This window comes from Methanothermobacter sp. (assembly GCA_030055615.1).
Lineage (GTDB): Archaea > Methanobacteriota > Methanobacteria > Methanobacteriales > DSM-23052 > Methanothermobacter_A.
This window is the reverse complement of the sequence record JASFYN010000002.1, coordinates 251245-275987: the sequence shown is the minus strand read 5'-3', so window position 1 is coordinate 275987 and position 24743 is coordinate 251245. Positions and strand designations below refer to the sequence as shown.

The following is a 24743-nucleotide window of genomic DNA, read 5'->3' as shown; positions in this document are numbered from 1 at the left end:
TCGTGCTTATGAAGGCTTGTGTACTTTACAGTGGCGGGAAGGACAGTTCATTAATGGCCACAATACTCAAAAGATTAAATTTAAAGGTTGAACTTGTAACCGCAAACTTTGGAGTTTACAAATCATGGATTCCCGCCGCAGAATCGGCAAAAGCTCTTGGATTCCCACATAAAATCCTAAAATTAGATAGAAGCATACTAGATGAGGCCGTCGAGAAGATAATAGGTGATGGTTTCCCGAACAATGGTATAGATTTTGTTCACCGACAAGTATTAGAAGCTGCCGCGGAAGAATATAATATAATAGCAGATGGTACAAGAAGGGATGATAGAACCCCCAAACTTACAAAGAATGAAATAAGAAGTTTTGAAGATAGAAATTCTGTTGAATATATTAATCTCGCAGGTTTCGGTTATAAAACAATAAATAGGCTTGCATCCCAATTATTTATACTAAAAAGGGAAAAATCAGATATTCATAATAATTCGGATTATGAGATAGAGATAAGATACCTTATAGATAAAATAAAAGGTAGAGGCGAATCTTCAAAATTCTTCCCGGAACATTATCAGACACGAGTAATAGGATGGAGATAGGAGGGAATAAGCAAATGAGCAGAAACAAACATGTTGCCAAGAAAATAAGACTATCAAAGGCTAGAAAACAGAATAGAAGAGTCCCAGTATGGGTTCTCTTAAAAACAAACCGTAAAGTACGCACCCATCCCAAGATGAGGCATTGGAGAAGAACCAAATTAAAAGTCTAAAAGTGGTGGATAAAAATGGAGAGAACATATATCATACCATTGAGAAAGGTCAAAAGTGTTCCAAGAACGAAAAGAGCACCCCGAGCAATAAGATTCATCCGTGAATTCCTAAAAAAGCACATGAAATCTGAAGATATAATATTAGACTCATCAATCAATGAAAAAGTATGGGAAAGAGGCATTCAAAAAATCCCACCAAAGATTAAAATAAAAGCCATCAAAGAAGAAGACGGAACAGTTAAAGCAGAACTAGCAGAATAAAAGGTTTCGTAATATGATAAAGAGAACAAACCTCGACGGAAACCCTAACATAGGAGTTTATATTTCGGTCACGGAAACCCAAGCACTCATACCATTCCACGCATCCACAAAAATAGAGGAAATAATAGAAGAAGTATTAGAAGTGGAAGTTTTCAGGGCCACCATAGCAGGCAGCAGCTTAAACGGTATATTATCTGTTGGAAATTCTAATGGTATCATAGTTTCTCCTTATATCCTCGAAAGAGAGATAGAATCATTAGAGAAAGCAGGTTTTGAAGTTTTTGTGTTACCTGAAAAGTTCACTGCAGTAGGCAATTTGATATTAGCAAATGATTATGGTGCTCTTGTAAGTCCGTTGTTTTCTGATGAGTCAATGGAATTAATAGAAAAGGCATTGGAAGTTAAAGTCGAACAGGGGACAATAGCTGGTTTCAACATTGTAGGATCCGTCGCAACAGCTACAAACAAGGGTGTACTATTACATCCAAAAGTTGCAGTGGAAGAATTAGAATTTGTCGAAGAAATCTTGAAAGTGCCGGCTGATGTTGGGACGATCAATCATGGCATGACCATGATAGGCGCATGTTCCATAGCCAACTCAAATGGGGCCATAGTAAGTGAAAATACTACAGGCCCGGAATTAGCCAGGATAGAAGAGGCTTTAGGCTTTCTTTGAAAGGGGGATTATATATGAAGACGAGAATATTCAGAGTAAAGGGAAATTTTATGATGGGTGAGAAATTACAGCCATTCACTAAGGAATTAAAGGCGATTAAAAAGGAAGAAGTTTATGAAAAAATATATTCTGAATTTGGCAGTAAACATGGTATAGGCCGCAACAGGATATACATAAGGAGTATAGAGGAAATCTCTCCTGATGAGGTGGAGGATCCTATATTAAAGGCTATATTGGAGGCATGATCTTAATGGAAGAACAGCAGCCATCGGATGACCAGCAACGCCTAGAGGAGATCGTAAACCAGTTAAATTTTTACAAGGAACAAGCAGAGCTGATCCAAAACCAGATAGAGGTGATGAGAAGTTCATTAACAGAATTAGAAGTGCTGGAGGATACTTTGGAGGCTGTGGAGGGTAATGAGGGCGCTGAGGCATTAGTACCGGTAGGCGCTGGTTCATTTATAAAAGCCCAGCTCAAAGACACTGACGAGGTCATAATGAGCATAGGAGCAGGTGTAGCTATGAAAAAAACACTAAAGGATGCTAGGAGGATCATAGACGAACAAAAAAAGGAATTGGAAGATGCTATGGGCAAATTGTCCGAAAATCTTAAAAAGGTAACAGATATAATACTCAAATTATCTCCACAAGCAGAAGAATTATACCAAAAAATCAGAGGAAGTGAAGGGTAATTGTTCGAAGCACTGAAGAAAAAAATCAACAAAACAATCACTAAGATCACAGAAAAAATCTCAGATAAAGAAAAAGAGACCGTCGAGGAAAAACCAGAAGATAAGACCGTAGAAGAAACTATAAAAGAATCGGATAAAGTAGAAAAAGGTGAAAAGTTAAAAATTTTCTCTTTTATACGAGAGAAGACAATCTCTGAAAAAGATATCGAAGATGTGCTCTGGGACCTTGAAATGTCACTACTTGAAAGTGACGTAGCAATAGATGTAGCCGAAAAAATAACAAAAGAACTCAAAAAACAACTAGTAGGCAAAAAAGTCAAAAGGAGCACCGACATCATTGAACACACACAAGAAGCCCTAAAAGATAGTATAAGAGATATATTAACCGTCAGTGGTAAAGACATGGAGAGTATCCTCCAAGAAAAACAAAATAAAAAAGAACCATTTATAATAATGTTTGTGGGCATCAACGGCACAGGCAAAACAACAACCATAGCAAAAATGGCGAAATACTTCCTAGATAAAGGATTAACTCCAGTCATCGCGGCTTCAGACACCTTCAGGGCAGGGGCAATAGAACAATTAACTCATCATGCAGAAAAACTTGGAGTGAAAATAATAAAGCATGAAAAAGGCGCCGACCCAGCCGCAGTAGCATTCGATGCGGTAGAACATGCCAAGGCAAAGGGAAAAGATGTTGTCTTAATTGATACTGCTGGTCGGATGCAGACAAATGTCAATCTCATGGATGAAATGGCAAAAATAAAAAGGGTTGTGAAACCAGACTTCATAATATTCGTTGGAGATTCGCTCACAGGTAATGATGCTGTTGAACAGGCCATAAAATTTAATGAGAGCGTTGGGATCGACGCTATAATACTGACAAAGGCGGATGCTGATGCAAAAGGTGGCGCGGCCCTCTCAATAGGCTATGTTATAAAAAAGCCAATAATATTCCTTGGAACAGGTCAAGATTATGAAGACCTCGTGGAATTCAAACCAGAATGGATGATCCACCAACTATTCACATAATAATTTTACGGTTGGTAAATTTGACAAAAATAATAGAAAATAGAGATTTTAGGGATAAATTTTTTGTTTTCAAGGATCGTGAAGAAGCTGGGGAAATTCTCGCCAAGATGCTAGAGGATTATAGAGATTCTGATGCTATTGTACTTGGCATCCCTGCAGGTGGCGTTCCAGTAGCATCTATTATAGCGAAAAACCTCAACTTACCTTTGGATGTCCTAGTTGTAAGTAAGATAACATTACCTTGGAATAGGGAAGCAGGGTATGGTGCGGTGGCATTCGATGGGACCATAAAGTTAAACCAACAACTTATAAATTCACTTGGATTAACCGGGGAAGAGGTAGAAGCTGGTATCAGAGAAACCCTTAAGAAAGTTAAAAGGAGGGTTCATATTTTCAGGAAGGGTAAAAAACCTTTAGAGCTTAAAGGCAAGACTGTAATAGTGGTCGATGATGGTTTAGCATCAGGATATACTATGCTCACGGCTTTGGAGGCTCTTAGAAAGGCTGGTGCCGCGAAGATAATCGTCGCAGTGCCCACAGCCAATTTAGATGCCATCAAAAAACTAGAGGGGAGAGTGGATATAATATGTTCTCCTAACATAAGACAAGTATCCCCTTATGCAGTTGCAGACGCCTACAAACATTGGTCAGACGTATCAGAGGAGGAAGTCATAAGTATACTTGATGAATCCTAATTATAGGAATCTTTCAAGGGAGGATGCGATGGCTGTTGCACTATTAAAAAATACAGAAGACAAAACACCAACAATTTTACCATCTTGTATGATTGGAGATCCACTATCACCTGGCAATGGCAACCTTCTATGGGCAAATGCAAGGTAATGAAAAGTTCTACCCACAGATAGGATAGTACAATAATTTTTCTTCCCTTCATTAAGGGAGTAAGCTGGTCCGAGCCTAGGAGAACCTATCTCCACCAATTTAACAATTGAAGAAGGCACCTTGAAAGTTGCGATTGCAAGATCCAAATCATATAATATTTCAGTGATTATACCTTTAAATTTCCCAACATAGACAGGATCCTTCAGATGACAACCTCCAACCTTTAAAAGATGTTGAACAGTTATAACCTTAAAATCTCCATCTCCTGGGAGAACTGCACCTATCACAGCCTTTTTCTTATTGCACCGAATTATTGAACCAGGCCCGATACACATTTCAAGATTATAATTTAATTTTTATCCTATTTTTACTTTTCCATAATAAGAGTTCCCCAACACTCAGAACTTTTATAAACGTATTATAAAAAGAGACATCCCCCCCAAAACCGACATGAATTTAGGGGGATATCACCAGAGAAGAGTCTTAGAACTATCTTTTTTTTAGAGATTCCGAGGACTTCCTTAATGGAAATATGATAAAATGTTCCTCTAATTATAATTTGAGTGCAGTGATGGTGGAAATAGAAGCTGGTGGTTATGCCAGTGTATTATCAAAACTTCAAAATGATATTCTGAAATGACTACAAGAGCGCCGGACAAAATGATTGGATCTAGGACAGAGAAACACAGATTATTTCGTCCTAGATAATTGAAAAATGTAAAAAAACTTTTATAGAATGGGGGAGGAAGCAACTCCCCAGTATTTTTTTCTTCTTCTGATATCATCCCCCTAATATCATTCAATGGGGGTTTAATGGTTCAGTAGCGCTTAGAATAATTGATCTGGTTTAGTAGTTTAGGTATCCTTCGTTGTAAAGTTTTTGGAGGTCTGAAGCGTGCATCATCTCATAGACTGCATATGGATTGCTGAGGTAAGGTTCTATAAGGCCCCGTGCTATGTAGTAGTATGCGCCGAGTCTGCCGTATTGTTTCCATACTAGTTGTACATATAATGGGAAGCCGCATCCTGGGTTGATGAATACGTTGCCTTGACGGACTGTACCATGGAAGTATAATGGTATTGGACCTTCTTGGCCATTTTCTTTGGCTAGGTTCTGGACATATGCGACTGCCTCGTCTAGTGTGTCGAATTCGTACCCGTCGACTCTGTAACGGTATTTGTCATCGGGGATCCCGAATATGAATGTTTGTATGACTTCGTTCCAGTCAATGTCTGTTCTAGGGCCTTTTGGGTCGATGAATGCGAAGTTTATTATTGTAATATTTCCTTCCTGGTAGTGGGAGTAGGAAGCGTCTCCAGCATAGTGTACTATGACGACGCATTTAGATCCTTTCTTTTTGGCGTAATTGGCAGCGACTTTTGATTGTGGGTGTCCGGCTGCCATGTCGGGGTTTGCGAGTTTAACTATTCCGAGACGTCCAACGGGTTCGAAGGGGCCTGTGATAGTTGCAATGTAAAGGTAGACTCCGAATAGGGCTATTAATCCTATGAGAATGTAGGTAGCCTTTGTCATTTGCGATCCCGGTGAAATTTTTTTACTATAGAATAGGCTTCCCAACCTATAAAATTAACGGTCAAAATTTGGGGATTAATTTTTTCATGATTTCTTTTAATTCTCTGATTTCACTTTGAATTTTGTCTATCTTTTTTTTCTATGAATTTTATTTTGTAATTCTTTTTCCTTCTTCTGGGTTTTTAACAAACCATGATGCTAGTGAGGCTGTTAGAAAGCCGAAGAATGTTATCCCTACAAACATTAAAAAATTGTTATAACTTTATCATAGAATGTTATGGGGGGTTATTACAACTTCTCCAGCCATTTTGGTTGTTATGGTATGCCAGAAGGAATCTGCGAGATTCTTGAGGAATGGATTTACACCCCATTCTGTGCTATAGAATAGGAGTGTGCCGCAGAACATGGCGAATAGGAGTATCCCAATCGCTTGATCCATATGTGTTTCAATGAGAATTTGAACAAGCTTTTGAGATACCTTTTAAATAGTACTAAAGTTTTCAAGAGGCGTAATAGTCTGATAAACATTGCAAACTTGAAAATCCTGAAGTAATAAATGGGGTATGAATGCTATTATATCAGTCCAATTCTCTTTGATGAAGACCCCACTTATCATCTTCCATTTTAATATTATAGAGAATTCTATGAATAATATTACACAGAGTAGAAAATCGAAACAGTAATGGAATATATTGATTTGGTCGGATAAAATGATATATAGATTATGGCGATTATATCTACCAATATACGGGAGGTTCAAGATCAGTTCTTTATATTTTAGTTTTTGATTGGATGACAAAATTGGGATCCCCCCCAAAATGAGATCTTGGCTTAAGTTTTGATTATTCCTATACCATTTTTGGTTTGGATTTCTATGTTTGAATATGATTCGAGCTCCTCTAGGAATTTGTTGGCCTCATCCACATCCATTGGATAGGGGTAATAACCTATATTTATAGGATAAATATGGACGAGGGAACTGTTACCTTTAATTGTTACAACTATTATCATAGATTTTTTCGTCTCAGGGTTTTGCATGTCAAACACGCAATTTCCAAGACTATAAAAAATTAAATGGCCTTTATATTCTTCTATACCACCTGGAACATGAGGATGATGTCCAACTACCATGAACGCGCCTTCATCAATACATTTATGTGATATGTTCCTTTGTAGGTCATTTGGAGTGTAACGGTACTCATTCCCATAATGGAACTCGCAAATAATATAATTAGCCCCGGCCTTTTTGGCATCATCTATGGCGGATTTTATATGATTCCATGATATTGGAGCGAAACCGGGCCTGTTTTTGGTTGCAGGTGGCATATAATATTCATCTGCGAATTCTGATGCTTGTATGATAGCTATCCTTTTTCCTTTTATGTCTATTATGAGGGGTTTGTAGGCTTCTGTTATATTAGAGCCGGCACCCACATACATTATATCATTTGCTTCCAAGTTTTTTATGGTGTCATTGAGGCCTTCTTCCCCGTAGTCCATGATATGATTGTTTGCGAGGCATGTAACGTCAACTCCAGCGTCTTTGAGTGATTTTGTAAATTGTGGATCTGCTTTGAATGTTATCAGTTTATCTCTTTGGTTGGTTGATGTGGTGATTGGTGATTCTAGGTTTATAACGGTTAGATCTGTCCCATTGGTGATGTTGATCACGTTTTTGAATGGTTGTGGATCCTCATATAAAACCGGGTTAACATTTCTCCCTAACATCACATCCCCAGTAAAAGTGATGTTAATGGGTTTTTCCGGCTCAGACACTCGTTCCTTTGGATTTGTAATATTAAAATATAACAAAGTAATGATTAAAAAGACAACAGCTACTATGATTATGTTTTTTCTCATAATCTTATGCTTTTTACAATGTTCAATATAAACCTTATTCAGAGAAATTGAATAGGGATATCCCGCATGTAGACAATCCCAATTTATAGGAATTTTGGAGGGGTTGAAGAATCCTATCCGAACTATGACTGTTTTAATAATTTTTTTGGAGAATAGTAAAATATATAGGTAAGAAATAAATAATATTTTGTAATATCATATTACGTTATGGGGGTGTTTCACAATTGGTATTTAGGGATCAGTTCAATGAGAGAGAATGGTTAACGTTACAAGCAGCTCCTATTTGGGTTTTTGAAGTCGTAGCCATAGCTGATGGTAGAATTGAGGAAAGGGAATTAGAAGAAGTGTTAAATCAATCAAAGAATGTGATAGAATATTCCAGTGGATTTACTTATGAAGTCTTCAGGGATCATGTCGCCACTGTAATGAATAACAATCTTGAATTCAGAATTTTACTGAAAAAGAACCCTTTGGAAGGCCTTAGGATAGTCGCAGATTTGTTAGGGAGAGTTAAACATTCTGAGGCTCAAAATTTCAAAAAAGTATTATTAAAGATGGCGATAAAAGTCGCTGACTCTTCAAGTGGAGTTGATAAAAATGAAGAAAAAGCCATTGCAATAGTAATGGGGATACTCGACGGCATGTTATAAGATATTATTCCACCCCCTTCACGCGAAATTTTATTCTTATTCTCGAAGCATTATCACATTTAAAAGGCGACTAAAATCCCAAACACTTTATTTTTTTGTCCACTAAATTCCCACTCCATCATCCCTTGGCTAGCTTTCGATTTAATTGCAAAGAAGCCACCAACCTGGGAATGGACTTTCAACTGGTTAAAAAGGATCCATAAGCTCATTGTTGAATGGTTACAGTGGGGTTTGTTCCACAAAATAGGAGACTTTTTATCGCAAAAAGTGATAAAACTAGATTCCATCAAAACTTTTATATGGGGGGAAAACAACAGATAAAGAGGTTGGTGGGTTAAAACACTTTAATGGGGGGATCAAAGAATTAAAACAACATAATCTGTGGAGGGTTTCTTATAACTCAAAAGCTTAAAATTGGGAAATTTAAGAAAATTTTTATCTCAACAGCTATAATTTTAATAATTGCTTTTGTAATCTTTTATACAAGTTTATTTCATGTTCATTCATATTGGCATAATACTTCCAATAATACTACTCCATTAATTCCTTACAAAACATATGCCGATAATGGGATCACTTTTAAATATCCTGCGGATTGGAAACCTATAAAGAACCTTCATAGCCCCAGTAGGTGGGGATACCCTCCAGATCCTATCGTGGCTTTTTATGATCCAAGTGGTAATCGCACTGAAGCTGATATTAGAACCTATTTTTACATTAAACAGTTAAATGTAAGATCCCTTGATGAACAACTCAGTCGATATAGGAGAGATATTGCAAAAATTGGGCAGACGGAAGTTTCAGAACGAAACATTACAGTCAATGGGATGCGGGCCGTCGAGCTCATTAAAACATGGCACGCAGATGGAATACAATATCAAGCTTTAACTGTGCATATTGAAGCCGTCCCAGGATCCAAGTATTATAGAATAGGATGTGTCACGCCCTTAAGCGAGTACAAGGAGACGCTGCCTGAATTCGAATTAGTGATAAACAGCTTTAAACTGTTAAAATGGGGCATCCTTAATGGAGTATAATAAACAACTCCATCTTTTTCTCCCCCTTTTTCTGTGAGTACAAAAAAAGAGAATTTAAAATGAAAATTTAGGAGGGATTATAATGCCCTCCATATGGAATATCCAATGATTATTTAGGCGTAGTATGTTGCGATGATTTGTCTTACACTCGCACATGTGGTATAATACGGTTTACTTCCGTACTTTCTGGTAACTAGGGATGGGTCGAAGTTTATCCATTTGCCATTTATTAGTACTTGTACCCATCGGTGATTACTTGCTTCTACTGATGCTCCCTGCACTATTCTAACGGTGTATCCATTGTCGTGTAATACTTTAGCCGTCCAAGCGGATAGGCCCCAGCAGTCTCCACGTCCGGTTCTTTCCACACCTTCTGCTGTGGTGGCTGCTCCATACTGATGGTTCAGGTTTTTATTGATATACTTTGCTAGAATTTGTAGACCTTCGATTCCTTGTAACCCGTTTAATTGGCCATTTCCGAAAGTGGTAATTCCATTTCCTCCGTTACCGCTGATAATTCCATTTCCTCCGTTGCCGTTGACGGTACTTGGTACTGTTACGTAGTTTGGTAGTCTTTTGTTGGTTTTTTGGAAGTCCATGATTTTGGCGAAGATGTAGACTAGTGTCTCGTATTTTATTTGTCCTATTGATGTGCTGGCGTTGCCTGGCGCTCTGCCAGTTGAATCTATGATACTTTTTATATTCCGGGCCAAGTTAGTGTATTCTGTTCTTGTTAAAGTTCCACCTTTTGTTGTTCCAATGGAATTTGAAGGTGCTTGCACGTTTTTAAGCGTTATTGATGCTACTGAACCTTGACTGGTCTGCACAACATCTGTAGTTAGAAGGTATAGAAATTGAGGCATTTTAACCTGTTTATTTTTGATGGTCACATAATCCGGTAATCTATGGTTGGCGTCACAAAAGTTTTTCACTTTAGTTGCCGCGTCATTTACTTCATTTGGCGTGTAGGTTACTTGAGAACTTACTTGCGACGTTGCCTGCGAATTTAAGGTGGTTGAATTGTTACCGGTTGCAGCGGAAACGTCGCTGACATTTAAAACCAATGCTATACCGAAAAGTAATAGCATTGGGAATATCCATTTTCGCTTAATTTTACCGCCTCCATATCCTATATAATAGGATTGTTATTTTTTTGTATGAGTACATAGTCGCATGGATATAATATATAAATGTTTTGGTTTTTTTTCCGGAAAAAAACGACTATAGAACTCTTTTTAAGATTTAAAGGTCGCTGAGAAGCCCACTATATAATGTTTTTAAGATAAGTTTTCTCCATTGTAATTTTCAATCATAGAGGCGATTTGGATTATTATTTTCCCAAAAGAACCTTTATAGATGGTCTGAGGCTAATCTAACCGTCCTTTCACTCAACAAAGTGAAGATATCAAAACTCCATTATAAAAAAGTATGGACGTCAGATGCCCAATATACATTTAAAAGATTATAATACCGACAAAAATAATTTAAAGATTATAGATTACTTAACTAAAACTTTAAATATAAACTATTATATAATTTAATCTCCAGTTCTTTATTATTGCTCATAATATGTATTTGAATGTTTCCCTTGTAGTTTTGTTCGTTATAACACTATGAATTTGAATAGGGTGTAAAATTCTGTGCAAATTAAATCATGATATGGGGAGGCTACTGCTTTAACTGAAGTTTATGCTCTTTTTTTGTATTTTAGTTCTTTGAATGTTATGGTGGTTTTGTTGTTTTTTGTTTGTAGTTTTGCGTCGAGTTGTTGTGTTAGTGCTTTTATCAGGAGGTTTCTGATCTCCCCCCCCCCCCGGGTGGCTGGTTGGTGTTCCGTTGTGTGTTATGGTTAGTTTGTGTTCTTTTTTGTGTTTTTGGATTTTTGTTTTTATTTTGGTGGGTTTTGTTTTGATGGATTGTTGGAGTAGTTCGTTGATGAGCATGGCTAGTGGTATGCTGGTTTCTAGGTTTAGTTTGGTTTTGCAGTTTGTTTGGAATTTTATGTTTTTGTGTTGGGTTTTGAGGCTGTTTGTGAGTTTTTCTGTGTATTTTTGCATGTCTATTTTGTGTGTTTTGGTTTCGTAGAGTGTTTCGTGTATTGTGGCCATGGATTTTATGCGGTTTTGCACTTCTGATAGGACTTTTTTTGTTTTTGGGTCTGCCTTTTGGGCTTGAAGATTTAATAGACTTATTATGATTTGTAGGTTGTTTTTTATGCGGTGGTGTAGTTCTCTTAAGAGGGCGTCTTTCTCCTTGATGGTTTCTTTTAGTTGTTTTTGTGCTTTGATGAGGTCTGTTATTTCTGTTAGGGATATTATGGATTTTTCTTTGTCGAGTGGGACGACCCAACCAGTAAAGTACCTGTTATCCTTTTTGATATGGACAGGGGTATCTTTAAGTTTTTCCCAATAATCTTGGATTTTGAAGTTTAGTTTTTCCATTTGCTTGTTCTTGTATATTGTTTTTCCTTTTTTGTCCAGGACTGCTATGGCATCTCCTATATTCTCCACAACACCTTCAAAGAATTTCCATGCATTTAGGGCTTCTTGGTGGGATTTCGCCCTTTTCTGGTCCATCCTGTTAAGGCGCTCAACCGCAACACTTATCATGAAGAGGCTGGTGGCCAATGCCATTGCAAGAAGAAATATTCCACTTGGAAATGGTAGGTGTTCCCTCAATGATAATATCACAGGTCCTATGATGAGGATGATGGTTACAAGTGAAGGTATTAGTTTTCTTGCCATTTGACCTCCAGCATATTTCGAATGAAACGGTGCAACAACACCTTCACCAGGATAAATGGACAATATACTTACAGCAGCTAACAAATGCAACAAACCATCCAACAAGGGCATTTGAAGTCTTGGAGAAGGTAACAAACCAGTTAAACAAGACACAACACTACAATATGCCACTATACCCACAACATATCCAAAGATTTGGCCAAAACCATAAAACCCAAAAAAGAAAAACAGGAAAATTAAAGCATACATGAAGAATAGGATTCCTGAAGAAAGAGGGGAGGTCAAAGCGGCCAATATAATGAAGGCAAGAAGCGCTATTATGGGTTTTCTTTGATCCAAACCCAAAAGGATCATGGAAACTCCAACAACAAAAAATCCCACACCACTAACAACCCCACTAATCAAAAATTCAACAGGCGCAAGACCAACTATCACCATTCCCAGGAAAATTGAAAACCGCCTCGCAAATACCAAGGAATCCACCAAGATCACCAATAACCTTCATTTATTGTTAAAAGGGTTTTTCTGAAATATCTTGATAAAATATTTTTCTATTTTTTGTTAAATTGTGTAATTTTGACTATATTCTACGACGCAATGTTCCCAACATCAAGGATACTTTTCATAGAAGAAGAAATCTTTCACGTTGTAGATATGAAAAAAGGTCTTAGGAAGCATCCGTAATAAAAAGTTAGAGTGTGAGGGTTGACAAAAAAATACTGGCCAACAAAAAAAAACATTTTAAAAAGGAATGAACTTATCGACCTATTAACAAATTGGAAAGCAAAAAAAAAAAAAAAAAAAAAACAAACACTTGAAGAAATGAAAAAATAAGATATTATACCAAACAAGGTTGAAGTGATTCCAACTTGTAGATCATAGACTTGAACTTTATATAAGATCACCATACTTATTAGCATCAAATCTAAAAAAATAATGGAAAGGAGTGTCGTTAATTCATTGTTTGTTTTTGGTTGTTTCTTTGAAGTTCATTAGAGTCTCTTAAAAATAGACTCTTACTTACCTTTTAATGCAATATGCATATGCAAAATCTTTCTCTTTGCCGCTTTGGATTTCATCATTGTCTAATTGTAAATTTAAGATTTTTTTCATAGAATCTCGCAACTGATTCTCTGCTTTTTCTGCTCTACTCGTCTTTGCTTCTAGGAATAATATTTCCAAGTTTTTATCTATGATTACACCGAGGCCATCGAACTCTCCAATAGTATCTCTATTTTGATCTATCAAATTAATTCTTTGCCCTATAATACCTATTTTAAATTTTAAATTATCTATTACCTTATTTAGAGACTTGAATTCTGCTTTTTTGCTTTTAAGTTCTTTTACTTTATCTTGATTTTTTTCATTTTGTAGTCTGTTTTCTATTTTTTGAATTTTCCTTTCTATTTGCTTTTTAAGTTCTTTCTTTTCGCCTACAAATAATCTATCTTCGATAGTGTCAAAATGAAACTTTTTGAAAGAATATTTCTGAAATATCGTTCTTAATATGAATTTGAAAAATCGAGGATAGAATTCGTTTCTAAATAATTTAAAGAATTTTATTTTAAATAATATGAATTCTAATTTTTCTTCCTTATGGGATTTTTTTATCTTTTTAACATCTTTTTTAATGTCTTTATTTATATTTCTCAAAATTTCGGAAAGTTTAAAGACAAAGTCTCTTATTAATTTTCCTATTCTGTTTTCTTTGTAAATTGCGAGATTTATCACGATATGTTTGTTATTAGACCCTGGTTGATATGTTACTAGAGCTTCCTTTCTCTCGTTATTCCTTCCATCTTTTTTATGATAATATTCTTCATTTAACTCTTCTTCTAGTTTATAAAAAATACTATGGAATCCCTTTTTGTCTAAATAACGGAATTCTTTTTTTTCTAGGTCAAGTAGGACATGGAAAGTTAACATTGGTTGTCGAAATCCTGGATAAAGCTTACTTTTTTTCTCTTCTATAAAGTTATTGAAACTTTCATGTTTCCCGTTTTTAAAAAGCCACTCCTTAAAGATTTCTTCAACTCTTTTTGAATGGATACCCATTTGGGTTATTGTAATCTTTGAATGATATAATGTTACGGAAAGGAGATCCTCGAGTGTCTCTAAAGTTTTGCTAAATTGGCTAGAAGGTTCCAGCATCTCATCATAACTTCTCGGATCCAAGAATATCTCAGAAATGTCAATATCTATTATCGGAGATCTTATATGACTTAAATCTAAAAATAGGAAAGATAAACGCCTTATCATTTCAAAATAAGATTTCAATACTTCTATTCTTTCAGGCCTTCCACCTTCTTCAAAGTAATAAAGTAATAATTTGAGAGACAAATCATACATTTTATCGTCAATAGCCTGTATATTCTCCTTTAGTTCTTTTAAGTATATTGCTGATAAAATTTTGGGAAAACTAAAAATATCTTTCCTCTTGACAACCTTTTTAAATATATCTTTAAGTCTCTTGGGAACTTTTTCTTTTAACATTTCATCATCTTGGTACAGAACTGACACTATTCCCCTTATTGTGGCAAAAGTGCCCGGAGGATGCCCCATATTAAAAAGAAATACCCACAATTGCAAAACTTCAACGCCAAAAATGTTAAGCTCCTTAATTTTACCGAATCTTCCTCTTTCTTCACGTATCAATTTTTGAATCAGATATAATTGGAGAATCATATATTCCCATCTTGTATGTGAAGCAGACTTTTCAATTTGACTAATCACACCCAACTGTTCAACTTTCTTTAACCTATCAATGAATCCATTTTCCTCTAACAATTTATAAAATTCAGCAGCTTTACCATAAAGCGTTAAATTTATGCCTCTTTCTAAAATAGGCAAATATTCCCGGATGACAGTTGCTTTCATACAATTTCACTATTAAACCACTTCTTTATAAACATTTTTTCTGTGTTTATTAATTTTACATTCTTTCAAGGGAGGGAAACTGTATTTTTTCACGGTTCAATTCTCCACAAAGGGGGCGAATCCTCTACATTAATAATTTTTTATTTTGATTTGACTTTTCTGCCTTCGGGCCAATAAGCATATCAGTATGGGCTATGGGGGTACCTTGTGCATCCTTCTTTACCACAGTTTACTTTTTCGAGTTGGTATGTTATTGATCCTACTTCTTTCATCTTAACTTCCTCTTTTTACTTATCTTTGGTGTTCTTGGAGTTAATCTTTTTTCAATGTACTTTTTTATTCCCCTAATTTTTCATCGTTTGTGTCTTCTCGTTATTGGGGAACCGTGCCCCCACATAATAACATCCAAAAAAGAGCTTCATCCTTTATTGTTTTATTTTCTACTTCATCCCACAAAGAGAAGATAAAAAATTTTTTGTATGGAGAGTCCTAAATCAAAGCCTTTATAAAAAGAAAGAAATGGGAGAAAACTAAAAAGAACTGTGAACAGCCTCCAACATAACATCATCGTCAATCGTCGAAGAAGGTCTGACAAGCCATTTAACGCTTCTACCACGGCTGCAGCCGATGATTTCAATTAAAAAGCAGAAGCGTGAAAAGCCGGCCGATAAGCATGCAAGAGCATTCCAGTTCACCGAAAATAGGGTACAAAAAACTGGGACATGGCTAATAATTGAAAGTATTCTTTCGAATGGTGAAAAACGCCAAGCTTATTAAAAATTCCATTTCTTGGCGGGTTTATTTCGTTATAGCAATGTTTAACGAAGTTAAATTTCAACCATACATACACCTTCATGACTTTACATATAAAAGGCCCCTAAAAAATTTATGATAAAATCCGACCTATTCATATCATTTTTAATTTAAAAAATCCATTCAACACAATATTACGCCATAATTTGGCCAATCTGGATCTTTCATGATTCTAAGCAACCCACTAAAATCGAATATACAATGATAGATACTTATTGACATTTTAAGGTTTTGACGAAAAATAGAAAAAATTAAATATAATAAACTCCAAACATATATTATTTAATATTTTTTTTGGGGGGGTGTTAAAGTGGCATTTAGGAACCAATTTACTGAAAGTGAATGGTTAACTTTGCAAGCAGCTCCTATTTGGGTTTTTGAGGTTGTAGCCGTGGCAGATGGTAGAGTTGATCTAGAAGAAATGATAGAAGTAACAAATCAGATAAAAAATGTGGTAGAATATTCTTCAGGATTTACCTATGAAGTCTTCAGAGACCATGTCACTAATATGCTGAACAACAACCCTGAATTCAAGAAATTACTGGAAAAGAACCCCGTGGAGGGCCTTAAGATAGTTGCCGATTTGTTAGGGAGAATAAAACATTCAGAAGCCCAAAATTTCAAAAAAATACTATTAAAAATAGCAATAAGAGTTGCAGGTTCCTCTGGGGGAATCGTCGAAGACGAAGGAAAAGCCATAGCGATAGTAATGGGGATACTCGATGGCATAATATAATTTTACTAGGGAACTACAATGAACCTAAAGCTCGTAGAAGTCTTAAAGTTAGTCATTTCAATATTAATATGTTTAATCGCGGGTTTTTTAGGTTCGCTTGCCACAATACAATCTATACCCACATGGTATGCTTCCCTAACAAAACCGGCTTGGACCCCGCCAAACTGGCTATTCGCGCCGATCTGGACTACACTCTACATACTAATGGGTATAGCAGCTTTTCTAGTGTGGCGTGAAGGATTCTATGAAAAAGAAGTTAAAATTGCCTTGGGGATATTCGGTCTACAGCTTATATTAAACATTTTATGGTCGGTGGTGTTTTTCGCTTTTAAATCTATCCTAGGAGCTCTCATCATAATAGCACCATTTTGGATAATGATACTTCTGACAATAATCGTATTCTACCGGATATTTAAACCAGCGGCTATAATCCTCATACCATACATCACATGGGTGACCATAGCAGCAGTACTAAACTACGCAGTATACATCCTAAATGTATAAGGGGGTAAGCTGAGCTTAACCCCCAAGTCGAGCGGAACCAAGGATTTTAAACCTGAACCCCCTGAAGATGATAAACTAAAACAATAGTGCCCAAATTCTGATCCTACCATATGGATTAGATTTTTTACTTTTTTATGATAAAGGTTGATATTAACTTTCCCCCAGCTTTTTAGAATTTCATTAAAAAAGTTTAGACTGGTTTTAGGATGTTTCTTTCAAGTTCAAATGATGCTGCGAATATAAAAGCCATCATTACTGGGAGAAGACATATCTTCACAACTTCGAGCTCAACTAAAGGTATGAACTCCTTTATGAATCTTACAAATAATAATATGGTCCCAGTTAAAAAACTAATAGATATAAGGCCCCAGATGCCTGAGGCAAATTTTGTTAACATATAATTTTTTATTGCTATTATGCTTGCAAGGGCCATGAAGACGAGCGCAATAAATTTAAGTATTAATATTATCATAGATTAGCCTCCAGTTTCCTATTTGACTTGAAAGTAGCATAAAAGAACAAGAAAGTTGCAAATACAATGAAAGTCCATTCAATTGTTCTGAAAAGGTTGAAAAATAAAAATTCCCTCATAAAACCCATGATAGTTGATATAAACAACATGAAAACCGCAAGGGTCATATTAACCCATTTTCTATCATGCAATGAGACCCTTATCATATAAACAAGACTTAAACCAGTTATAACCGTGGATATAAATTGAGCAAGCCGAAATTCAGGCCCATAAGGGATCATACGATCACCCACCATAATTCTATTATCAATATTAGAGTCCCGCTACCAAATAAAATATTCCCCTTCAATAAGAAAAACTTTAAAATAAGGTACTCATAGCATGAAACAAAATCAAAGATTATAAGAATATGATTTATTAGAATAATAACTAAAAAGAGAAAAATATTGTCCCCCTGAATACTACAAATTTAGTGAAAAGATGAACGACTTTAAAGATCCAAAGGCCAAAAAATGGTTTAAAAAAGCTAACCATCTTCTAATAGAAAACAAATACGAAGAAGCCCTTTTCTATTATGATAAAGCCCTTGAAGCAGACCCAGAAAATACAAGAATATGGGATAACAAAGGAGTCGTATTATCAGACATGGGAAAACACATAGAAGCAATACAATGCTTCGAAAAAGCTTTAGAACTGAAACCAGACAATGCTAAAGCATGGTCTAACATGGGAGTTACACTCGGAGCCCTCAGAAGATACAATGAGGCCATAGAATGCTTCGACAAAGCCCTAAAATTAAGACCTGAAAGTAGCAGAACATGGACCAACAAAGGAACCGCCCTCTTCTGCCTTGAAAGACACCCGGAAGCAATAGAATGTTTCAACCAAGCCTTAAAGATAAACCCGAAAAATTCCGAAGCATGGGCCGGTAAAGGATCCGCCCTAAGGCTCATAGGAAAATACCAAGAAGCCATAGAATGTTTCGAAAAATTTATAGAATTGGCCCCGCAGAGGGCTCTGCCACTCATAGAACAGGCTAAAATCATCGTGGAAGAGCTCAAAAGGATATTGGAAGAAAATGAACCTTAAAATATTATAAGTTTCACTTTTCCACTAATTTTTGATGATTTTGGAACAAAATAATGGATATAAATTATGAAATACGAGATGAATGCTATTTACCAAAAATCATATTAAAATTATCCGTTACCAAACTTTTTTTTGGATCCCAAAAAATATGGTTTTCAGTTATAATATTCTATAATATTAGTTACAATTAAAATAATGGCAAATCCAACATGTTACTTCCAACTCACTTTGGGGTTAGGATTAAACATGAAATGCATCATAAAAAGCATAAAATGGAAAGGAAGCATGTTCATGCTGGCATGATTGAGGACTTAAAGAGGAGATTTATAGTATGTATAATTATAACGGTTCCTATTCTACTTTTATCGCCTTTAATTCAGGAAATTTTTGGACTTGAGTTTATCAGATTTCCTGGTGATTTATATGTGGTTTTCATATTATCATCATTTGTTTACTTTTATGGTGGATATCCATTTTTTAAGGGTATTTACAATGAACTTAAATCACGGACTCCGGGAATGGATACATTAATCAGTGTGGCGATTACAAGCGCGTATATTTACAGTAGTGCAATTGTTTTTGGACTTGGTGGAAGCGAATTTTTCATGGAGCTGGTTACTCTTATAGATATCATGCTTATAGGACACTGGATTGAAATGAAATCTGTTCTTGGAGCTTCCAGTGCACTTGAAGAACTTGCAAAACTCATGCCATCAAGTGCCCATAAATTAATGCCCAGTGGAAAAATAATGGAAGTTTCATTGGATGAATTAAGTGTGGGAGACCAAGTTATAGTGAAACCCGGAGAAAAAATCCCTGTAGATGGGGAAATTGTAAATGGAAGCACTTCCATTGATGAATCCATGCTCACAGGAGAATCAAAGCCCGTTTTCAAGAAAGAATGCGATGAGGTTATAGGCGGTTCAATAAATGGCGATGGATCCATCACAGTAGAAATAAAAAAGACTGGCAAGGATTCATTCCTTTCCCAAATTATAAATCTTGTTGAAGAAGTACAGGCAAGCAAGTCAAAAACCCAGGACATAGCAAACCGTTTTGCACTCTGGCTCACAATACTATCCCTTACAGGCGCTCTTATAACCTTTTCAGTATGGTTAGGCTTGACCCATCAAACTCTTAATTTTGCACTGGAAAGAGCCGTAACCGTTATGGTTATTAGTTGTCCCCATGCCCTTGGACTCGCAGTTCCCCTAGTTGTCGCAGTATCTACAGCTCTAGCGGCAAGTAATGGATTATTAATACGGGATCGTGTAGCATTCGAAAATACACGAAACGTTGATGCCATAATTTTCGATAAAACAGGCACCCTAACCGAGGGAAAATTTGGCATAACTGATATCCTCGCTCTAAACGATGAATATGATAAAGATGAAATTTTAAAATATGCCGCATCCCTCGAAAAATACTCTGAACATCCTATTGCAAAGGGAATCGTATCAGCTGCAAAAGAAACTTTCCCTGTAGAAGATTTCCAGGCAATCCCAGGAAAAGGCATACAAGGCAACATAAATGGAAAAAAAGTCGAAATTGTAAGTCCAGGATATCTAAGAGAACTCAACATCTCATTTAATAACGAGAAAGTGGAAAAACTTTCATCACAAGGAAAAACCATCGTCTTTGTAATTATCAACGAAGATCTAAAAGGTGCAATCGCCCTAGCAGACATCATAAGACCCGAATCAAAGGAAGCAGTTTCAAAATTTAAATCAATGGGGATCAAATGCATAATGATAACAGGAGACAAAAAAGAAGTTGCAGAATGGGTGTCAAACAAAATAGGACTTGACGAATATTTCGCAGAAGTTCTACCACAAGAAAAAGCCGAAAAAGTAAAGGAAATCCAATCTAAGGGATTAACCGTGGCCATGACAGGTGATGGTATAAATGATGCGCCCGCACTCGCCCAAGCAGATGTTGGTATCGCAATTGGCGCCGGCACAGACGTTGCCATCGAAACCGGAGACATTATCCTTGTAAAAAGCAACCCACTTGATGCATTATACCTAATTAAACTTGCCAAGTCAACCTACAGAAAAATGATCCAAAACCTAATATGGGGAACAGGCTACAACATCTTCGCAATCCCAGCAGCAGCTGGCGTACTATACGCCTACGGAGTCCTCTTAACACCCGCAGAAGGAGCGGCGCTAATGGCCCTAAGCACAATCATCGTAGCAATTAATTCCAGATTCCTCAAAATTGAAAAATAAAATACCCATTATCTCTCGAATGAGTGATATCAGGTTTCTCAACATATCATATTCTTCAGTTTTGCATCTATATTATCAAGTAGCGGTCTCTTTTTATTTTGTGCATGAAATTTGGGGGACTTTCTCATTGATTCCAATACGCGGATTATAATAAGCTCTTAAAGATAATAATATTTTTAAGCTTTCTGGGGAGGACAGTTTTTTCTTTCCTTTAGATGTTCCGATCTAATTTATTTTTTGGCTTATCTAACATCCCTATTGTTCCTGGTCTGATACCACATTATGTAAGTGTCAGCAAAATTCCACCTCATGAGAGTCCTAATGATACTTGTTCTAATTATATACTCTAAGATTAAGGGTACTCATTTGACAGGTTTTATAAGCTTTGGGAAAGTAAAAGTTTTACCTTAATTTCATGTTTTTCACCTTATCATCATCAACAAAGAATAAAAGAGCGCTCATAAAAAAAAGATTAAAATAACAAATGAAAAAATATTCTATACAATCCTAAAAAAGGGGACTCAAAATGGGACTACTAGACCGCCTTTTCAGCCAAAAAATAAAAAAGCTAATAAAAGAACCAAAAGACCCAGATGCGTATGTTCGTCGGGGAGCAGCATTGGCCTTTGGAGAGATAGGTGAGCCTGCAGTAGAACCGTTAATACGGGCATTAAAAGACCCACAATCGCATGTTCGCTGGGCAGCAGCCCGAGCCTTTGGAGAGATAGGTGAGCCTGCAGTAGAACCTCTAATACAGGCATTAAAAGACCCAGATGCGTATGTTCGTCGGGGAGCAGCATTGGCCTTTGGAGAGATAGGTGAGCCTGCAGTAGAACCGTTAATACGGGCATTAAAAGACCCACAATCGCATGTTCGCAGTGTAGCAGCCCGAGCCCTTGGAGAGATAGGTGATTCTCGTGCAGTAGAACCTCTAATACAGGCACTAAGAGACCAAAACGAGAATGTTAGCCGGGCAGCGGCCTTGGCACTTGGAGAGATAGGTGAGCCTGCAGTAGAACCGTTAATACGGGCATTAAAAGACCCGGACAAGGATATTCGCCGGGCAGCGGCCTTGGCACTTGGAGAGATAGGTGATTCTCGTGCAGTAGAACCTCTAATACAGGCACTAAGAGACCAAAATGAGAATGTTCGCTGGGCAGCAGCCCGGGCTCTTGGACTGATAGGTGATTCTCGTGCAGTAGAACCGCTAATACAGGCATTAAAAGACCCACAATGGCATGTTCGCGAGGAAGCAGCCCGGGCCCTTGGATATATAGATGAGCCTGTAGCCCGGGCTTTCGGGGAGATAGGTGATTCTCGTGCAGTAGAACCGTTAATGTGGGCATTAAGGGACCCAGATAAGGATGTTCGCAGTGTAGCAGCCCGGGCCCTTGGATATATAGGTGATTTTCGTGCGGTAAAACCGTTAATGTGGGCATTAAGGGACCCAGATAAGGATGTTCGCAGGGAAGCAGCTTTGGCACTTGGAGAGATAGGTGATTCTCGTGCAGTAGAACCTCTAATACAGGCATTAAGAGACCAAAATGAGAATGTTAGCCGGGCAGCAGCTTGGGCTCTTGGACTGATAGGTGATTCTCGTGCAGTAGAACCTCTAATACAGGCATTAAAAGACCCGGACAAGGATGTTCGCAGTGTAGCAGCTTTGGCACTTGGATATATAGGTGATTTTCGTGCAGTAGAACCGCTAATACAGGCACTAAGAGACCAAAATGAGAATGTTCGCTGGGCAGTAGCCCTAGCCCTTGGACTGATAGGTGATTCTCGTGCAGTAGAGCCTTTAATACGGGCGTTAAAGGACCAAAAGTGGCATGTTCGCAGGGAAGCAGCTTTGGCACTTGGAGAGATAGGTGATTCTCGTGCAGTAGAACCTCTAATACAGGCATTAAAAGACCAAAATGAGAATGTTAGCCGGGCAGCAGTTTTGGCTCTTGGACTGATAGGTGATTCTCGTGCAGTAGAGCCTTTAATACGGGCATTAAAGGACCAAAAGTGGCATGTTCGCAGGGAAGCAGCTTTGGCACTTGGAGAGATAGGTGATTCTCGTGCAGTAGAGCCTTTAATACGGGCGTTAAAGGACCAAAAGTGGCATGTTCGCCGGGCAGCGGCCTTGGCCCTTGAGGAGTTGGGTGTTTGGTAGGGTTTTTATTTTGTGCTTTGTCTGGGGGGGTTAGGTTAATTTTTGAATGATTATTAGGATTTTTTTAAGTTTATTGTGCTATCATGTTATTTTTTCCTTTTGAGATTATTTCTACAAATTAATTCCTAACGGATTCCTTGGGGGGATGTTTTAAACTTATATATCTAATGCTTGCTGATGAGTGATATGTCCTCCAATATTTGCCCTTAAATGTTTATAAAAGATCATCTTTATGGCCATCAAATGTTACTTTATTAGCTGTGGATACAAACAACCTTCGTTTTATATCAAAGTTGTCTGACACATTTTATAGAGTACTATGTCGGTGCGATGAAGTTTCCATGTACCTTCGTATCAAAAATTGGCTCTTGAAAACTGCCATTAGTTTCGATGTCTATTTTTTAAATCGATCTGGATTAGGCATCTTACTCTTTCTGCCCATGGGGATGGTCTGCATGCAGCTTTTAAGTCCGTTGGTGAGAATAATATGCATACTAGTGCGTTTGTTGGGCCTCCATGCATTGCCATTTTTATCCCGCAGATAACCTTTTTTCTATTTCCTTGAGTTGGTCGAAGAAAAAAAATTCTTCTGTTAGGCTCTTTTTATAGTAGCCTTCCTCGTTTAAGAGTTCTTTTATTCTATTGTTTATTTAGTCCTTGCTTGAGCAGCTGCCGGCCCATTCATCTTTTTTAGAAAATTTGAAGTTGTTGAGAGCTTCATATATTCTTTTTTTCCACGTTTGTAACTTTAAGCCAATCAGTAACATCCAAAGAAGAATTTTCATTGAATTATTCAAAATCGGCCGCGAAATATGAACCATCAAGTACTACTGGGGGTGATTTAGCATCTAATATTGCCTTGTAAGCCTTGAAATAGGCCCCCCAATACTTTCACCTTTAATATAACCCATCAAAACCCCCCAAGCCAATATTATCCAAAAAAATTTTCTCTATAATATCATTTTTTCATGTAAAGATTCACACATACTATAAACATTTTTTTTGAAAGTAGACAGCCCCTATTGTGCTATATTCCCCTCAGAGATAATGTGACTGCCTTGATGGTGCAAAATTAGTATAACATTAGGGTTACTTCCCAGCCAACTTTTTATTTACAAAATGGGAAACCTAATAGTCAGGAGTTCAAAAAAAAAGACACTCTATTTTATTTGAAGATTTCTTTATAATGTTCCAAGAAAACTTCTCTTGGAATAAACTTTATCGCTAAAAACACTAACAAAGGAACTATTATCAAATCATCCAATTGGCCCAGCACTGGGATAAAATCAGGTATGAGATCTATTGGGAGAAAAAAGTATCCCAAAGCAACAGCTAAAAGAATCTTAGAAACTCTGGGAACCCGTTCATCTTCTTTCAAAGCCTTTGCTAATTCCATGCTCCTCTTCACATTAACCTTAATCCTACTAAAAGATACCATAAAGCACACCTTAGCGATTCCCCAACCAGAACTGTTGGGTGAACCTACGGTACTTTCCACCAATTCATCTAATATATGAGTTCATGAAAAAATAATCTTTTTTTTGATAAGAAGTGTATTAGGCTTACATATTTTAGCTCATGATCTTCATTTTTTTAATGGGTGTACCATCACTCCAATTACCCATACCCAAAAGTCCATCATATCAGCATCACTAATAGTTTTATTATTCTCTGATAACTTCATAAGAATATCTAAAACTTTCCAATAGCCACTATAATCCAAGTTATCTACTAGGATACCATATTCATCTGAAATAGCAAGAGGA

Annotated in this window: 28 protein-coding genes; 17 read left to right on the top strand and 11 right to left on the bottom strand. The window is 36.8% G+C overall.

Annotated features, from left to right (window positions below; translation table 11 throughout):
* Positions 1-8: 8 nt before the first annotated feature.
* From QFX38_04660 to QFX38_04625, 8 genes are read left to right on the top strand one after another with little or no spacing between them, the layout of a single operon-like run.
* Positions 9-596: a hypothetical protein gene (locus QFX38_04660; GenBank protein MDI9624157.1), complete on the top strand. Its 588-nt coding sequence runs from the start codon at positions 9-11 to the stop codon at positions 594-596.
* A 14-nt stretch (positions 597-610) separates the two neighbouring features.
* Positions 611-766: a 50S ribosomal protein L39e gene (locus QFX38_04655; GenBank protein MDI9624156.1), complete on the top strand. Its 156-nt coding sequence runs from the start codon at positions 611-613 to the stop codon at positions 764-766.
* Positions 767-781: 15 nt separating this feature from the next.
* Positions 782-1027, top strand: coding sequence for a 50S ribosomal protein L31e (locus tag QFX38_04650; GenBank protein MDI9624155.1), 246 nt, complete (start codon positions 782-784; stop codon positions 1025-1027).
* A gap of 13 nt (positions 1028-1040) precedes the next feature.
* The gene (locus tag QFX38_04645) at positions 1041-1703 is read left to right on the top strand and encodes a translation initiation factor IF-6 (GenBank protein ID MDI9624154.1); all 663 of its coding nucleotides are present in this window, start codon (positions 1041-1043) and stop codon (positions 1701-1703) included.
* A gap of 14 nt (positions 1704-1717) precedes the next feature.
* Complete coding sequence (gene rpl18a / locus QFX38_04640) at positions 1718-1948, top strand: 50S ribosomal protein L18Ae (GenBank protein ID MDI9624153.1); 231 nt, start codon at positions 1718-1720, stop codon at positions 1946-1948.
* Positions 1949-1953: 5 nt separating this feature from the next.
* Positions 1954-2397 (top strand): prefoldin subunit alpha, encoded by a 444-nt coding sequence (gene pfdA / locus QFX38_04635; GenBank protein MDI9624152.1) that lies wholly within the window; start codon positions 1954-1956, stop codon positions 2395-2397.
* Positions 2398-3429, top strand: coding sequence for a signal recognition particle-docking protein FtsY (ftsY, locus tag QFX38_04630; protein MDI9624151.1), 1032 nt, complete (start codon positions 2398-2400; stop codon positions 3427-3429).
* An 11-nt stretch (positions 3430-3440) separates the two neighbouring features.
* Positions 3441-4124, top strand: a complete 684-nt coding sequence (locus QFX38_04625) for a phosphoribosyltransferase family protein (GenBank protein MDI9624150.1) — start codon at positions 3441-3443, stop codon at positions 4122-4124.
* Here the strand turns inward: QFX38_04625 and QFX38_04620 are convergent, their stop codons facing one another.
* The 4 genes from QFX38_04620 to QFX38_04605 all read right to left on the bottom strand — a co-directional run bounded on the left by QFX38_04620 (position 4125) and on the right by QFX38_04605 (position 7666).
* Complete coding sequence (locus QFX38_04620) at positions 4125-4607, bottom strand: SpoIVB peptidase S55 domain-containing protein (GenBank protein MDI9624149.1); 483 nt, start codon at positions 4605-4607, stop codon at positions 4125-4127.
* 512 nt (positions 4608-5119) lie between these two features.
* Entirely contained in the window at positions 5120-5806 is a 687-nt protein-coding gene (locus QFX38_04615; protein MDI9624148.1) for a hypothetical protein, read from the bottom strand.
* A gap of 265 nt (positions 5807-6071) precedes the next feature.
* Complete coding sequence (locus tag QFX38_04610) at positions 6072-6245, bottom strand: hypothetical protein (GenBank protein MDI9624147.1); 174 nt, start codon at positions 6243-6245, stop codon at positions 6072-6074.
* A 392-nt stretch (positions 6246-6637) separates the two neighbouring features.
* Entirely contained in the window at positions 6638-7666 is a 1029-nt protein-coding gene (locus tag QFX38_04605) for a CapA family protein (GenBank protein ID MDI9624146.1), read from the bottom strand.
* A gap of 224 nt (positions 7667-7890) precedes the next feature.
* Between QFX38_04605 and QFX38_04600 the strand changes: the two genes are divergently transcribed.
* Both QFX38_04600 and QFX38_04595 read left to right on the top strand, forming a co-directional pair.
* The gene (locus QFX38_04600) at positions 7891-8316 is read left to right on the top strand and encodes a hypothetical protein (GenBank protein MDI9624145.1); all 426 of its coding nucleotides are present in this window, start codon (positions 7891-7893) and stop codon (positions 8314-8316) included.
* Positions 8317-8753: 437 nt separating this feature from the next.
* Positions 8754-9353: a PsbP-related protein gene (locus QFX38_04595; GenBank protein MDI9624144.1), complete on the top strand. Its 600-nt coding sequence runs from the start codon at positions 8754-8756 to the stop codon at positions 9351-9353.
* Between the two features lie 113 nt (positions 9354-9466).
* Here QFX38_04595 and QFX38_04590 read toward each other — a convergent pair whose 3' ends face one another.
* Complete coding sequence (locus QFX38_04590; protein ID MDI9624143.1) at positions 9467-10441, bottom strand: pseudomurein-binding repeat-containing protein; 975 nt, start codon at positions 10439-10441, stop codon at positions 9467-9469.
* A 588-nt stretch (positions 10442-11029) separates the two neighbouring features.
* Positions 11030-12187 (bottom strand): histidine kinase dimerization/phosphoacceptor domain -containing protein, encoded by a 1158-nt coding sequence (locus tag QFX38_04585; GenBank protein ID MDI9624142.1) that lies wholly within the window; start codon positions 12185-12187, stop codon positions 11030-11032.
* 468 nt (positions 12188-12655) lie between these two features.
* Between QFX38_04585 and QFX38_04580 the strand changes: the two genes are divergently transcribed.
* Positions 12656-12781 carry a hypothetical protein gene (locus QFX38_04580; GenBank protein ID MDI9624141.1) on the top strand — a complete coding sequence of 42 codons (126 nt, stop codon included), beginning with the start codon at positions 12656-12658 and terminating at the stop codon, positions 12779-12781.
* 336 nt (positions 12782-13117) lie between these two features.
* Here QFX38_04580 and QFX38_04575 read toward each other — a convergent pair whose 3' ends face one another.
* Positions 13118-14974, bottom strand: a complete 1857-nt coding sequence (locus tag QFX38_04575) for a hypothetical protein (protein MDI9624140.1) — start codon at positions 14972-14974, stop codon at positions 13118-13120.
* Between the two features lie 1123 nt (positions 14975-16097).
* Here QFX38_04575 and QFX38_04570 point away from each other — a divergent pair.
* Both QFX38_04570 and QFX38_04565 read left to right on the top strand, forming a co-directional pair.
* On the top strand, positions 16098-16523 hold the full coding sequence (locus QFX38_04570) for a hypothetical protein (protein ID MDI9624139.1): 426 nt from the start codon (positions 16098-16100) through the stop codon (positions 16521-16523).
* Between the two features lie 18 nt (positions 16524-16541).
* Positions 16542-17027 (top strand): TspO/MBR family protein, encoded by a 486-nt coding sequence (locus QFX38_04565; GenBank protein ID MDI9624138.1) that lies wholly within the window; start codon positions 16542-16544, stop codon positions 17025-17027.
* 190 nt (positions 17028-17217) lie between these two features.
* Here QFX38_04565 and QFX38_04560 read toward each other — a convergent pair whose 3' ends face one another.
* Entirely contained in the window at positions 17218-17499 is a 282-nt protein-coding gene (locus QFX38_04560; protein MDI9624137.1) for a hypothetical protein, read from the bottom strand.
* Positions 17500-17565: 66 nt separating this feature from the next.
* Between QFX38_04560 and QFX38_04555 the strand changes: the two genes are divergently transcribed.
* The 4 genes from QFX38_04555 (at position 17566) to QFX38_04540 (ending at position 22977) form a co-directional block, all read left to right on the top strand.
* Positions 17566-17709: a hypothetical protein gene (locus tag QFX38_04555; protein MDI9624136.1), complete on the top strand. Its 144-nt coding sequence runs from the start codon at positions 17566-17568 to the stop codon at positions 17707-17709.
* A 270-nt stretch (positions 17710-17979) separates the two neighbouring features.
* Positions 17980-18588, top strand: a complete 609-nt coding sequence (locus QFX38_04550; GenBank protein MDI9624135.1) for a tetratricopeptide repeat protein — start codon at positions 17980-17982, stop codon at positions 18586-18588.
* Positions 18589-18839: 251 nt separating this feature from the next.
* On the top strand, positions 18840-20819 hold the full coding sequence (locus QFX38_04545) for a heavy metal translocating P-type ATPase (GenBank protein ID MDI9624134.1): 1980 nt from the start codon (positions 18840-18842) through the stop codon (positions 20817-20819).
* A gap of 526 nt (positions 20820-21345) precedes the next feature.
* Positions 21346-22977, top strand: coding sequence for a HEAT repeat domain-containing protein (locus QFX38_04540; GenBank protein ID MDI9624133.1), 1632 nt, complete (start codon positions 21346-21348; stop codon positions 22975-22977).
* A 381-nt stretch (positions 22978-23358) separates the two neighbouring features.
* Here QFX38_04540 and QFX38_04535 read toward each other — a convergent pair whose 3' ends face one another.
* From QFX38_04535 to QFX38_04525, 3 genes are all read right to left on the bottom strand, one after another.
* The gene (locus QFX38_04535; protein ID MDI9624132.1) at positions 23359-23505 is read right to left on the bottom strand and encodes a hypothetical protein; all 147 of its coding nucleotides are present in this window, start codon (positions 23503-23505) and stop codon (positions 23359-23361) included.
* A gap of 637 nt (positions 23506-24142) precedes the next feature.
* Positions 24143-24475, bottom strand: coding sequence for a YkvA family protein (locus tag QFX38_04530; GenBank protein ID MDI9624131.1), 333 nt, complete (start codon positions 24473-24475; stop codon positions 24143-24145).
* Between the two features lie 87 nt (positions 24476-24562).
* A partial coding sequence (locus QFX38_04525) for a hypothetical protein (GenBank protein MDI9624130.1) occupies positions 24563-24743 on the bottom strand: 181 nt, incomplete at its 5' end.